The following is an 11,967-nucleotide window of genomic DNA, read 5'->3' on the forward strand; positions in this document are numbered from 1 at the left end:
GAGCGGTACGCCTTTCTGTAGCCTGCCTGACCAGGCTGGCGAACCATGATGTCTGTCATGTTGAAGGAGACAAACCATGACGAATACTCTCGATCCTCGTTTCGATTCCACCCGGAATATTTGTGCCCCTAGGGGCAACGAATTGACCTGCAAAAATTGGCTGACCGAGGCGGCCTATCGCATGATTCAAAATAATCTGGATCCCGACGTCGCCGAAAACCCGCAAGGGCTGGTTGTGTATGGCGGTATCGGTCGCGCTGCGCGCAATTGGCAATGTTACGATCAGATTTTGGCCTCACTTAAAGAGCTCAATGAAGACGAAACTCTGTTGGTTCAATCCGGAAAGCCGGTTGGAGTATTCCGCACCCATACTGATGCTCCCCGAGTGTTAATCGCCAATTCTAATTTGGTTCCACAGTGGGCCAATTGGGAACACTTCAGCGAGCTTGATCGCAAGGGATTGTTCATGTACGGGCAAATGACTGCCGGTAGTTGGATCTACATCGGTAGCCAGGGCATTGTGCAGGGTACGTTTGAAACGTTTGCCGAAGCGGGCCGCCAGCACTATGGCGGGGATCTGACCGGACGCTGGATCCTCACCGCCGGGCTGGGGGGGATGGGCGGGGCGCAACCGTTAGCAGCGACATTGGCCGGCGCGGTTTCGTTGAATATAGAGTGTCAGCAGAGTAGCCTGGATTTTCGTTTGCGTACGCGCTATCTCGATAAACAGGCAAAAGATCTGGATGAAGCTATCGCCTTGATCAAGGAGCACACGGCGGCCGGACAGGCGGTTTCTATAGGCCTGCTAGGCAATGCCGCAGAGGTGTTACCTGAACTGGTCAAACGCGCGCATGCAGGCGGTATCCGACCCGATCTGGTTACCGATCAGACGTCTGCGCACGACCTGATCCACGGTTATTTGCCGGTGGGATGGAGCGTGGCGCAGTGGAAAGCAGCGCAACGCGATCCGGGGCAGCATGCCAGGTTGGCTGACGCCGCAGCCGCTAGCTGCGCCATTCATGTGCAGGCAATGCTTGATTTCGTTGACATGGGTGTGCCGGCTGTTGATTACGGTAACAATATTCGCCAGGTCGCACGCGATATGGGCGTGGAAAATGCTTTCGATTTTCCTGGCTTCGTACCGGCTTATATTCGCCCCCTGTTTTGCGAGGGCAAAGGGCCGTTTCGCTGGGTGGCGTTATCTGGCGATCCGGAAGATATCTACAAAACGGACGCCAAGGTTAAAGCGCTGTTTCCTGAAAACCAGCATATCCATCGTTGGCTGGATATGGCGCGTGAGCGCATTGCTTTCCAGGGATTGCCGGCGCGTATCTGTTGGTTGGGGTTGGGCGAGCGTCATCTGGCAGGCCTGGCTTTCAACGAGATGGTGCGTAGAGGGGAGCTTAGCGCGCCGGTTGTTATCGGCCGAGATCATCTGGATACTGGCTCCGTCGCCAGCCCCAATCGTGAAACCGAAAGCATGAAGGATGGAACCGATGCCGTTTCCGATTGGCCGTTGCTGAATGCATTGCTCAATACTGCGGGCGGCGCTACCTGGGTGAGTTTGCATCATGGTGGCGGTGTGGGGATGGGATATTCGCAGCATTCGGGAATGGTGATCGTGTGCGATGGCAGTGAGGAGGCTGACCGGCGGCTTGCTCGGGTGTTGGTCAACGACTGCGGTTCCGGCGTGATGCGCCATGCCGATGCTGGCTATGAGCAAGCCGTTGCTGCCGCGAAAAGGTTTGGATTGAAACTGCCGATGCTTTGAGAATAAGAGCATATTGAGGCTTTATAGCGGTTCTTATAAGGTAGAACCGCTATTTCTCTATAGGATGATTTTTACACTGTATTGCCTGTCTTGTGAGTATTTCACCTCTTGGCATGTGACGATTTAGTCTTGGCGTCAACTTACGGTTTTGCTGTCTGGCCTTCTTGCCAGTTTTGCCAAACCCATTCAAGCCCGTATTCGACCATCGCGAAATAGAGGCTGAAGTAGCGCTCCGCCATGATAAAGAACGAGCTGTTGAGTTCGATCACCACGTTATTGGTGGTGGTCAGCAGGCCGGATTTTTCCGCCGCCTGCAGAATGCGATTCACGTGCGCGCGTGAGACGGAGCAGGACTTGGCGATTTTGGCCGAGGAGAGCAGCAGAAAAGGGGAGTCCTGCCGGATGCTTTCGATATGCAGCATCAGCAGCACCATGTGGCCGGCGTCCTTGCTGATAAACAGTCCGGATTGCGGCACCAGATCGATCAGGTAGATCTCCTTGAGCATCAGCTGCCCGTAGGCGGCGAAAAAGGTGGGCAGAAAGTCGGGCGCCGCCAGCAGCGTCGCGATGGGCATCTGTGGCGCCAGCGCCTGATAGGGCCGCGCCATGGAGGCGATCAGCGCCTGGGTTTCCGCCAGCGCGTGCGGCGTAGGTTTATAGCGCAGCTGGCGTTTGTCATGTTCGCAGGGTTTGACCTCCAGTCTACGGCCGACCCGCAAAAAAAACAGAAAGGAGTCCAGGGAGTTCTCGCTGATCACATTCTTCCCTTTAAAAAAGGCTTTGATGTCTTTCAGCCCGGCGGCGGGCTGGTGGTAATAAATGGACAGGATAGTGGAGCAAATGATGAACCGGCTGTTCCTGAAGATGATTTTATAAAACAGCGGATGTTTCTTGTAGGTCTCTTTTAATAACTCCCCGTGTTTGACGATGGCGGCGTGAAACGCCGGTGTCTGCCTGATGATGTTGGCCTGTTTCTCCAGGTGAAACTGTAGCTGGAATCTGCTTAGACTCATTTTCCCTATTTCCTGTACTTAAAAAAAATGTGCTGCTTTTTATCGTTATGGGTTTGCTGTGTATGACTTGACGATCTGTTGGCCTTGGTCGTTGATGAGGGTGGCCTGAACGGTGATCTGAGAGGGGAGCCCCGACGCCGCAACGCCGTCGAGGTGATAATCCCGCGTGCTGAATGGCGCGGTCATCATGTCGCTTTCTTGCCGCACCGGGGCATCGCGCCTGTCGGTTTGCACGGCGATGCGAGCGAAGGAGAGATAAAACGCCGACCGGTTGTGACAGCGCAGCAGATAGCCACGCGGTGATTTTTGCAGCGTGAACGAAGCGGCCTCGGCCGCGTTGTCGGCGTTACCCTTCAGCGCTTTGGGGCGGTAGAAGATTTTCATCTGCGTGTTCATCGCCATCGTCACGCGCGACGCCTGCGGCGGCGTGATCGGCCGGCTGGGCGGGATCTCATACAGGTTAAGCCAGAACACCGACTCCCTGTCGGTGGGCAGGCTCGCGCCGGTAAACAGGATCCGCAGCCCTTTCAGCGCGGAAGGCGGCAGGGCGAATACGCTGGGCAGGGTGACAAACGGCGCACGGGACAGTTCGGGTGCGGCGTTGACATCGCCGTTATCGACCCAGGTTTGCGCTACGATCGGATAGCCGTTGGTGTTGAGCAACATCAGGGTTTTTTCCGTGTCTCCCTCGCGGAAGATCACCCGGGTGGCCGAGGCGATGATGCCCGCCTGCGCGCCCATGGCCGTCAGCGCCAGCAGCAGAGCGCATCCCATCGTCAGATATTTCTTTCTCATCATTATTGCACCTTAACCCAGACGTAGGCCCTGGCGTCCACTTTGCCGGCGGTGACAGTTTGCCCGGGCAGCCGGGCGAGCGTGGCGGTGAGTTGAGTGGTGTAGTGGGTGAATCCCGCCGCGGTGCTGCCGCCGCCGCTGGCGCCGTTGAGCACCGGGTACCAGCCGGCGTCGTTGCCCTGCGGGCATTGCCCGGCGCTGCAGCGCGCCCAGCCGACGAAGTTCATCGGCGCGCCGTTGCCGGCGTTGGCGAGCGCGATACCCACGCCGGTGGCGACGCTGCTGTCGGTGCCGTAGCCGCTGGAGAGCAGGTAGCTCACGCCGCCGTTGGCACTGACCAGCCCGAGTTGCTGCGCCGCGACATAGCTTTCATACGGCACCTGCAGGCCGAGGGCGGTATTGTTGCTGCTGACGCCGGAGACGGCGGCGTTGTCACATTCGATATTGATGGTGAACTGCGCCTGTGAGGTTTGTCCGGCGGTCAACTGGCTGACGGAGAGGGTAGGCAGGATCACCAGCGGCGTGACGTTGCGCGCCACGCAGGTGGCGGTATAGGTCAAGGAGGAGATCGGTGCGGTGCCCATGCCCATCGCGTTCCAGCGCCCGGTGCCCCAGGTGGCGTAGTTGGTGGCGGAGTCGCTGCCGATAGGATCCGAGGCGATGCCGGGCCCCTGAAAGGTGACATAGCCGTTCGGCTGCGTGCAGGTATAGTTCGAATTGCCGGTGGTCGAGGCCATGCCCACTAGCGGGTTGCCGGCGCTGTAGCCACAGTAGTTGCTGGCGCCCGCACCCGGCAGCGAACTGATGCGGATCAAGTCGGCACGGATGGCGCTGAAGTCTTTCACCCGGATCTGAATTTTGCTGCCGACGGTGGCGTAGCGGGTAATCGGCGCCGACTGCCAGTAGCGGGTAAAAACCTTGCCGGAATCCAGGTGGGTCAGGCGGATGCCGACGTAAGGGAAGTAGGTGGCGTAGTAGTTGGGGTTGCCGTCCTGGGTCCCCAGATCGTAATAGCCGCCGACGCGATCGTCGCCGTTGGTAGCGAAGACTTCATAGATCTGCCCCGCATCGCTGGCGTCGCACTCATACAGCACCTTGTTGGGATCCGGATAGCGCGTGCCGGACGTAAGATCGAACACGCTGGTGCCGAGCGGCGTACCGACGGGCTGCAGGTAAGTGCTGGTCAGATTGACCCGGCCCAGCGCCGTGCCTACCCCGCAGGGATCGCAACCGGAATCGATCCAGGGGGCGACTCGGGTGCATTGGGCCAGCGCGGCGGGCGCGCCGAACAGCGACAGAGCAAGCAGCGCCAGGGCGGCGATCGGGTAAGCAATACGTTTCATCGTCTCTCCTGAGAATACGTTTAATGGGCTAGCGACATGGGGCGCTGAGCCGCTGAATCGGGCTGTCTTCCCCGGCGGGCAAGCGGTAATGCAGCGTGCACTGCTGGCTGGGCGCGTCGCCCCAGTTCAGTGTCAGTTCCCCGGCGCGCTTATCGCTGCGCAGATATACCTGATTGGCCTGGCCGACCATGCCCACGCTGTTGCCTGCCGCGTCAAAGACGTTGGCGCCCATCGGGATCGGTGCGTTATCGGGCCGCTGCGCGGTGATCAGCAGCGCCTGGCCGCGCACGGTGTTGAAGTGCAGGCGCACCGTGGCGCCGGCGTACGGGGCGACGCGGCGCTGGCCGTCTTCCAGTTCCGCTTTGTCGTTCATGCCCTCGGGGTTCAGCGCGACGGTGTTGTAGTGATAGGGCACCAGCGACGGCGCCAGGGCGTAGCCGAAGCGATCGACGCGCGCACCCTGGCCGTCCATCACCCGTGCGCCGCTGGCGCCGGGCGCCTCGATCAGGGCGAAGGTGTCGCCGACATACGGCCCTAATGTCACGCCGCCGCGGTGCGCCACCACGGCGCCCTGCAGCGACAGTGAGCCTTGTCGGTACTGGCGCGCGGTGGAGAACGAGCCGGTGACGTTGGCGTAAGGCAGGCGGGTTTGCAGGTTGCCGCCCCAGATGCTTTGTTGGCGATCGTCGTCGGTGGTGAAGTTCAGGCCGTAGCTGACCGGCTGCTCGTCGCCGACGCTGCCCGACAGCGCAGCCTGATAGTTGCCGCCCTGACCCTGGCTGTGGTTGGCCAACAGCGAGACGCTGGGGGCGGATGATGAACGTCCGAGCGGGAAGCTCAGCGACAGGGCGGTGACGGTCTGCGTGTTCTGCGCCAGCGGCGCACTGTAGACGTTGTCCAGCGGCCCGTAGCCGCGGTAGTCGCCGTTGCTGTCGCCCAGGCTGCGGGTGCGCGTGACGGAGAGGTTAAGCGCCACGCCGTTGCCGAAGGTTTTTCCCCAGCCCAGTTGGAGCTGATTGTCGCGGCCGCGCTGATCGCGGTAGTCCTGGGTCGAGCCGGACATCGTCAGGCTGCCGAATGCCCCCATCCCCTGATTGACGGCGACCTCGAAACGCGAACGCTGGCGGTAGGAGTCGGACTGCCAGTTTTGGCCGGTAGTGGCGGCGCGCCGTACGCCGAGCACGTCGCTGAGATCGCGAAAGCCTTCGGTAGAGTAGCGGTAGCCGGCGATGGATAAGGTGGTGTCCGTCGGGCTGAAGGTTCGGCTGTAAGAGAGGTGCAGCATCCAGCCGGAGGCGCCGCCGTCCGGCAGGCTGGCGTGGGAATAGGTGGTATCCATGCCGAAGGCGCCCAGCCAGCTGCTGTACACGCCGCCCAGCATCATCGCCTGGTAGCCGTCCGCCAGCTGGTTGCCGAGGTTGAAGGTCAGGGCGTTGGTCAGGCCGTGCTGCCAGGTCACTTCGCTGAACAGATCGTTGTCGCCGACGTAGCGGGAACGGCCGACGATCGCGGAGTAGCGCGACTGGCCGGGGCGGATGGATTCCGGCACCGCGGCGAACGGCACGGTGAAGGTGCTGACGCTGCCGTCGGCTTCCGTCACCACCACGGTGAGATCGCCGGCGTAGTTGGTGGCGTACAGATCGTTGATGGCGAACGGCCCCGGCGCGACGGTGGTTTCATACAGCGTGCTTTTGCCCTGCAGCACCGTCACGCGCGCATTGCTTTTTGCCACGCCGCGCACCACCGGCGCATAGCCGCGCTGTGAATCCGGCAGCATGCGGTCGTCCGAACTGAGCTGAATGCCGCGAAAGCCCAGGCCGGAGAAGAAGTGCCCGTCGGTAAACCCTTCGCCCAACAGCATTTCGCTGCGCCAGGGCAAGATCGCGCGCTGCACGTAGCGGCGGCTGGTGTCCAGGTGGCCGCCGAACTCCCGATCGTAGCGGTAGCTGGACTGCTGGCGGTAGCGCCATAGCCCGAGGTTGAACCCGCCGTTCAGGTTGGCGTAGGTCGAGTCGAGATCGCGGGTTTGCCCCTGTCGGTAGCTGACGTGGTACTGGTTGAGGTTGTAATTGACGAAGGCCATCGATTCGCCGCTGTCCAGGCTGGCGGGATTGACGCTGCCGCGCGGCTGGCCGTTCAACAGCGCCTGCGGAATGCTGAGATCCAGCCGCAGCCGCGAAATGTCCGCGCTCACCGCGATGTCCTTCAGATCCCGCCCAGGCAGCAGGCATTCTGCTTCGGCGGCCGCCGGCGGATTTTTCAGCCCGAAGCGCGTCAGCTGCGGCCGATCGAAACAGGGCAACACCTGCTTGCCTTCGCGCACGAAGCGAATTTGATCGCGCTCGAGAAACTGGCCGTTGAGATACAGATCGATCTGATAGCTGCCGGGGGCGACGGCGTCCTGTTGGTTGAACTGGCTCAGGGCGCTGTTGCTCAGCACGCTGCCGCGCAGCAGCGTGGGATCGAAGGTATAGCCGTCGGCGGCGGCGCAGCCCAGCGGCAGCGCCAGCAGCGCGCAACACCAGCGTGCGGGCAGCGGCGTCGCTTTGCGAGCATCGAACATGAAAACCTCCCTGTCTGGTGTCAGCGCGCGACGCTCAGGGTGCGTGTGATTTCCACCCCATAGTCATTGATGACGCGCAGTGCGACCTGCCGCACCTCCCCGTTCACCGGCCAGCTGGCCTGCGAAAACGGCGGGATCAGATCCGCCTGCGGGATCACGGTGCGTTTCGCGCCGCTGAGGATCGCGGCCTGGCTGACGTTGGCGTAGTAGCCGGTCGGGTTGTCGACGTGCAGCGCGTTGCCGGCCTGGCGCAGGCTGAGCCGATCGATAACGTGGTTGGCGTCACCGGCCAGCCCGGCGGGGCGATAGAACACCTTCAGCCGATTGGTGACCACCAGCAGCAGTTTGTTTTTGTCGCTGTCCGTCTGGCGCACCGCGGGCACCTGCAGGAAGTTGAGGTAGAACAGCGATTCGCGATCGCGCGGCAGCGGCTGGCCGACGAACGACAGCCGCACCATCTGCCCGCTGTGCGGATTCATGCGGAAGATTTGCGGCGAGGCGACAAAGGGCGCATCGGCGTTTTCCGGCGTGGATTTGGGGTTATTGATGTCGAGCCAGATTTGCATCAGCGCCGGGGTGCCGTCGTCGTTGGTGAACTGCAACGTTTTTTCCCGTGCCTCGGCGGGGTAGATCACGCGGTTGCCGAGCAGCGTCACGCTGGCCGACGCGTGGGTAGCGGCAAAACTTATCAGGCAAAGCGACAGGGCGGCCCATCGGCGGGCGGAGCGGGTTATCTGCGGCATAAACGTGAACCGATAAAGGGAGCGAGTCATACAGCGCCGTTCGCTAAGGAACGGCGCTGGCATCAACAGGTATGGCGCCTGACGCCGGCTTATTTGTAGCTAATGGCGAACTGTGCGGTGGCGATCACCGAACCGGCCGCCACGCCGGTGTCTTCCGCGTAGTAGCGGGCCACCAGGTTCTGCGAGGTGGAGGTGGCGTCTTTCGCCAGCGTCATCGCAGAGGTAGTGACGGTCGAACCGCTGGCGAACGACAGCGGCGTGGTGGCGTCGCTGTCCAGCAGTTGAATGGACACTTTGGCCGCATCGCCCGCGTTGCCCAGGTTGCCGTTTGTGGTCGGATTATTGCCCGCCAGCACGGTTTTGATCGCCGTATCGCTGGTTGCGGCCGCACAGCCGGTCACGTTGACGGTAAACGTGGTGTCGCCGGCGGTGGCGCCTTTGGCGGCGAGCTTGCTGGCGGCGACGGTCGGCAGCAGAACGACCGGGTTGGATTGGTTGCCGTTAATATTTACCGAGCAGGTTTGCGTGCTGACTTCGCCTTTAAATTGCACCGTATTGGACGAAGCGGCCGCACAGGTGCCGGAGAGAGCCAGCATGGATAATGCGACTAATTTAACATTCATGTGAAATGCCCTTTAATTTATTTTAGAGAAAAGCTTTCCTGACAGTAATAAATTACTGACGTGCGGTTGTGGGTTAATCATGTTGCGCAATTGTTTTTTAAACGCCTCGGCAAGCATGGATTTTCATCCTAACAAACTAAGAATTTTCCCTATAGGTGTTTTGAATAAGGCAATAAGACGAGAAAGCCTGCTGTTACATTTTTTTTCATTTTCGCTTATATCATACAAAATAGAAAATAGATCTATATCATTGCGTTGCGATTTTATTGGATTACCAGTTTTTGTGATTGAAATAATTTGAAACATTCATGCCTTTTTTGCGTATTAATCAACGTGCTGACGGTTGCCTGATTATTTGAAAGACATGTTATCAAGATGTTTTATATCGGTGTGCTTTGCAGGCGAATTACCCCAAAAAAGAGCAGCGACAAGCCGCCTGAGGTGTGGAAGCATGCGTCCATGCTGATAAGGAGAATTAAAGTGAGAGTGATTTATATCGACGGTTCACCGCTGTGCCGGTTGGGCATGAAAACATTATTAGGCGGTGGGGTGATAACCTTATCCTCTCCCAATATTAATATTATTAAAAATATAAGCCCGGCGCCTGGTTTAATTATCATGGATTTTCCCCATGAAATTTATCGGTTCGAAGCCTATTTGACGTTTATTCACCTTTGCCGCGCTGAATATAAAAATGTCCGGATATTGTTCTTCGTCGATAAGACTTCGCCGCTGATCCTGGCATTTATCGCGGCGGCGCAGCCGGATGCGATTTTGCACAAACGGGAAGCGCTACAGGTGGTGCGAGAGACCTGCGCAACGCTGGCCCACCAGGAGACGAGCGAACGGCACGTGGTGAACCGGCAGCGGGCGGCGGCGATCACGCCTGGCGAAGCGGCGGTGCTGTGTGAAACCGCCCGCACCGAAGATATCCGCCTGACCGCTCGGCGGCTTAACCTGCACCCGAAAACCGTTTATTCGCACCTCAACAATGCCGGCAAAAAGTTCGGCATCCGCAATCGGGTCGAACTACTGAAGATGATAGCGCTGTTGTAGCGCACCGTTAGCGGGTTTTGCCGACGGCCAGCCGCCATCGCGTGCTCTCATCGGCGCCGGGCCCGGCCGCCAGCGCCAGGTTTTGCGGCGGCAACGATTCGCCGGTCACGCCATCCACTACGCGCAGGGTGGCGGGGTGGCCGGTCACGCGGTCAACCACGCGCAGCGGCGGCCCGGCCAGCTCGGACAGATTCCATTTATCGCCAATCTGAATCATCGCCATCACCAGCAGCCCGAGATCTTTTCCCTTCTCCGTCGGCAGATACTCGTAACGATCGGGGCGCGTCTGGTATTGCCGCTTTTCGATAAGGCCATGGCTTTCCAGGGCCTTGAGCCGATCGGTCAGCGTATTGTTGGTGATACCGGTCGACTGGCGCAAATCGTCATAGCGCGAGAGCCCCAGCAGCAGATCGCGCATGAGGATCGCACCCCAGCGATCGCCCAATGCCGACAGCACGTGCGCCACCGAGCACGTCATGCCTTCAAACCCTTTTGCTTTCACGTTGCCTTACCTCCGTTTGACGCCCGAATGCGGATAATTTTATCGCCTCGGCTTGATAACTTCAATAATTGGAGTTATTACTCTTATTATTGGAGTTTGTCATTAACAGCGGCTGATGGCCTGAACGCCGGCCCGAAACCCGCGCCTTCACCGAGGAGAAAACGTTATGCCACTGTGGCAGATTTACCACCCTGAGCCGGCCTTCAGCGCCGCCGATAAACGCGCGATTGCGCAGAAGGTCACCGCCCTGTACCAGAATTTTTTGCCGCGCTTCTACGTCAACGTGTTCTTCCACGCGCTGCCGCCAGGTTCGGCCTATCTCGGCGGCGAACCGGTCGATGATTTCGTGCGGGTGACCATCGACCACATCGCGCGCGCCATGGACAACGACGCAGAGCAGCAGCAATTCCTGGCGGCCTGCACCCGCATCCTGCATCCCTACATCGCCGCCCGCGGGTTGCGCTGGGAACTGCACGTCGACGAAACGCCGTTCTCGCTGTGGACGATTGACGGATTAAAACCGCCGGCGCCGGGGACGGCGGCAGGCGAGAAGTGGTGCAGCGAGAACCGGCCTTCGGTGTGGGAGTGGGATAACCGCGAGAAATGGACATAATGAGCACCGGTAATGCTTGTGGACTATGAAATAATGCGTACTGTATCTGCCGAAAAAAATTGAAAGGCAGCCTCCAAGAGGCTGTTTTTCGGAAGTGTTAGAATGGATAAAAATGTCGCTTGCAGGGAGAAGCCATGTCTCATTCATCAGCGAGGAAAAAAGTGTTGAATACAGCAATGTCGCTGGCACACAGAGCGTCTCACGCGCGCAGTTGTGCTAACCATGTGGCGAACCGATTGGGAATGACTCGCAGTGAGCTTCTGATAAAAGTTGAGAAAGAGTCAGGCTCAAATCTGGAATCACCGTTAACTGAAGAAGAGCTGATGAACGCATTCAACTATATGGAAAGCCTTTAGCTGAGGCCGCTGTGGGTGATATACGGACTCCACATTCAGCGTTCAAATTGAAAAGAAGTGGAGGGCGCGGTGATTAAGGATTAATCATGGGTATGGGATACTTTAACTCTATTTCAGGCGCATCAGCTAAATGCCTGCCAGAGCGGGCCATTAAATAGCCGGCAATCTCTTCGGTTGTCAGGTCAACATGGAACATATCAGGATCCTGGAACCATTCATCCGGCCAAAAAATGAGGTCTGATGGATTGCCATCAAAATTTTTCTCAAGCAGTGCAAGAGCGAAATTTTGTTCGGATTCCTTACTTTTGGCATCAGACACACAGCGAAGTGTTTGAACCAATTCATCCCAGGTAAAATCCACATAGAATTTTTCCAGATTGAAAGCCATGCGGGTGAACTCCTTGGCACTGGTCCAGGAGGAGAAATCTCTGAAATCTGAAAACGCATAGGGGCATGCAACCTGGCTGTTCTGACCTGCCCCCAGGATTAGATACAACCTTCAGTTAGTAATGTCGGTTGGTTTTTCTTCATATTTCCTGTTTCGCCAGTCCGTTGCGAATTCAGCTGGTGTCTGGTAATCCAGTGATGA

11 protein-coding genes and 1 pseudogene are annotated in these 11,967 nt (G+C 58.6%); 4 read left to right on the top strand and 8 right to left on the bottom strand.

Annotation, left to right across the window (positions count from 1 at the left end; all coding sequences use genetic code 11):
- Nucleotides 1-76: 76 nt before the first annotated feature.
- Nucleotides 77-1,771 carry a urocanate hydratase gene (gene hutU / locus ACJ8IL_RS22910; protein ID WP_147823380.1) on the top strand — a complete coding sequence of 565 codons (1,695 nt, stop codon included), beginning with the start codon at nucleotides 77-79 and terminating at the stop codon, nucleotides 1,769-1,771.
- Nucleotides 1,772-1,911: 140 nt separating this feature from the next.
- Here hutU and ACJ8IL_RS22915 read toward each other — a convergent pair whose 3' ends face one another.
- Genes ACJ8IL_RS22915 through ACJ8IL_RS22940 form a run of 6 tightly spaced genes read right to left on the bottom strand, consistent with a single transcriptional unit; the run spans nucleotide 1,912 to nucleotide 8,851 of the window.
- Nucleotides 1,912-2,784 (bottom strand): hypothetical protein, encoded by an 873-nt coding sequence (locus tag ACJ8IL_RS22915; protein ID WP_442516869.1) that lies wholly within the window; start codon nucleotides 2,782-2,784, stop codon nucleotides 1,912-1,914.
- A 45-nt stretch (nucleotides 2,785-2,829) separates the two neighbouring features.
- Nucleotides 2,830-3,582: a fimbrial biogenesis chaperone gene (locus tag ACJ8IL_RS22920; RefSeq protein WP_414104695.1), complete on the bottom strand. Its 753-nt coding sequence runs from the start codon at nucleotides 3,580-3,582 to the stop codon at nucleotides 2,830-2,832.
- Complete coding sequence (locus ACJ8IL_RS22925; protein WP_197811070.1) at nucleotides 3,582-4,922, bottom strand: fimbrial protein; 1,341 nt, start codon at nucleotides 4,920-4,922, stop codon at nucleotides 3,582-3,584. The genes ACJ8IL_RS22920 and ACJ8IL_RS22925 overlap by 1 nt, the downstream gene beginning before the upstream one ends.
- 28 nt (nucleotides 4,923-4,950) lie before the next feature.
- A complete protein-coding gene (locus tag ACJ8IL_RS22930) occupies nucleotides 4,951-7,485 on the bottom strand; it encodes a fimbria/pilus outer membrane usher protein (RefSeq protein WP_442516870.1) in 2,535 nt (844 codons plus the stop codon).
- A gap of 20 nt (nucleotides 7,486-7,505) precedes the next feature.
- Nucleotides 7,506-8,258, bottom strand: a complete 753-nt coding sequence (locus tag ACJ8IL_RS22935) for a fimbrial biogenesis chaperone (RefSeq protein WP_230490452.1) — start codon at nucleotides 8,256-8,258, stop codon at nucleotides 7,506-7,508.
- Between the two features lie 59 nt (nucleotides 8,259-8,317).
- Complete coding sequence (locus ACJ8IL_RS22940) at nucleotides 8,318-8,851, bottom strand: fimbrial protein (RefSeq protein ID WP_049209198.1); 534 nt, start codon at nucleotides 8,849-8,851, stop codon at nucleotides 8,318-8,320.
- A 375-nt stretch (nucleotides 8,852-9,226) separates the two neighbouring features.
- Here ACJ8IL_RS22940 and ACJ8IL_RS22945 point away from each other — a divergent pair, with 375 nt between their 5' ends.
- Nucleotides 9,227-9,907 (top strand): helix-turn-helix domain-containing protein, encoded by a 681-nt coding sequence (locus ACJ8IL_RS22945; RefSeq protein WP_238476097.1) that lies wholly within the window; start codon nucleotides 9,227-9,229, stop codon nucleotides 9,905-9,907.
- Between the two features lie 7 nt (nucleotides 9,908-9,914).
- On the opposite strand, the gene ACJ8IL_RS22950 is transcribed toward ACJ8IL_RS22945, so the two are convergent.
- Nucleotides 9,915-10,409, bottom strand: coding sequence for a winged helix-turn-helix transcriptional regulator (locus ACJ8IL_RS22950; RefSeq protein WP_197811068.1), 495 nt, complete (start codon nucleotides 10,407-10,409; stop codon nucleotides 9,915-9,917).
- A gap of 166 nt (nucleotides 10,410-10,575) precedes the next feature.
- Between ACJ8IL_RS22950 and ACJ8IL_RS22955 the strand changes: the two genes are divergently transcribed.
- Both ACJ8IL_RS22955 and ACJ8IL_RS22960 read left to right on the top strand, forming a co-directional pair.
- Nucleotides 10,576-11,022, top strand: a complete 447-nt coding sequence (locus ACJ8IL_RS22955) for a tautomerase family protein (RefSeq protein ID WP_197811067.1) — start codon at nucleotides 10,576-10,578, stop codon at nucleotides 11,020-11,022.
- A 134-nt stretch (nucleotides 11,023-11,156) separates the two neighbouring features.
- Nucleotides 11,157-11,378 (top strand): hypothetical protein, encoded by a 222-nt coding sequence (locus ACJ8IL_RS22960; protein WP_072070360.1) that lies wholly within the window; start codon nucleotides 11,157-11,159, stop codon nucleotides 11,376-11,378.
- Between the two features lie 73 nt (nucleotides 11,379-11,451).
- Here the strand turns inward: ACJ8IL_RS22960 and ACJ8IL_RS22965 are convergent.
- A pseudogene (locus ACJ8IL_RS22965) lies at nucleotides 11,452-11,847 on the bottom strand (hypothetical protein); the annotation flags it as partial.
- Between the last annotated feature and the right edge of the window lie 120 nt (nucleotides 11,848-11,967).

The organism is Serratia sp. CY47444, from assembly GCF_052168635.1.
GTDB classification, from domain to species: domain Bacteria; phylum Pseudomonadota; class Gammaproteobacteria; order Enterobacterales; family Enterobacteriaceae; genus Serratia; species Serratia bockelmannii.

Coding starts and splice junctions, on each gene's coding strand:
- ACJ8IL_RS22955 (WP_197811067.1), top strand. CDS start 10,576: ATGCCACTGTGGCAGATTTACCACCCTGAGCCGGCCTTCAGCGCCGCC.
- ACJ8IL_RS22935 (WP_230490452.1), bottom strand. CDS start 8,258: ATGACTCGCTCCCTTTATCGGTTCACGTTTATGCCGCAGATAACCCGC.
- ACJ8IL_RS22925 (WP_197811070.1), bottom strand. CDS start 4,922: ATGAAACGTATTGCTTACCCGATCGCCGCCCTGGCGCTGCTTGCTCTG.
- hutU (WP_147823380.1), top strand. CDS start 77: ATGACGAATACTCTCGATCCTCGTTTCGATTCCACCCGGAATATTTGT.
- ACJ8IL_RS22920 (WP_414104695.1), bottom strand. CDS start 3,582: ATGATGAGAAAGAAATATCTGACGATGGGATGCGCTCTGCTGCTGGCG.
- ACJ8IL_RS22930 (WP_442516870.1), bottom strand. CDS start 7,485: ATGTTCGATGCTCGCAAAGCGACGCCGCTGCCCGCACGCTGGTGTTGC.
- ACJ8IL_RS22945 (WP_238476097.1), top strand. CDS start 9,227: ATGTTTTATATCGGTGTGCTTTGCAGGCGAATTACCCCAAAAAAGAGC.
- ACJ8IL_RS22960 (WP_072070360.1), top strand. CDS start 11,157: ATGTCTCATTCATCAGCGAGGAAAAAAGTGTTGAATACAGCAATGTCG.
- ACJ8IL_RS22915 (WP_442516869.1), bottom strand. CDS start 2,784: ATGAGTCTAAGCAGATTCCAGCTACAGTTTCACCTGGAGAAACAGGCC.
- ACJ8IL_RS22940 (WP_049209198.1), bottom strand. CDS start 8,851: ATGAATGTTAAATTAGTCGCATTATCCATGCTGGCTCTCTCCGGCACC.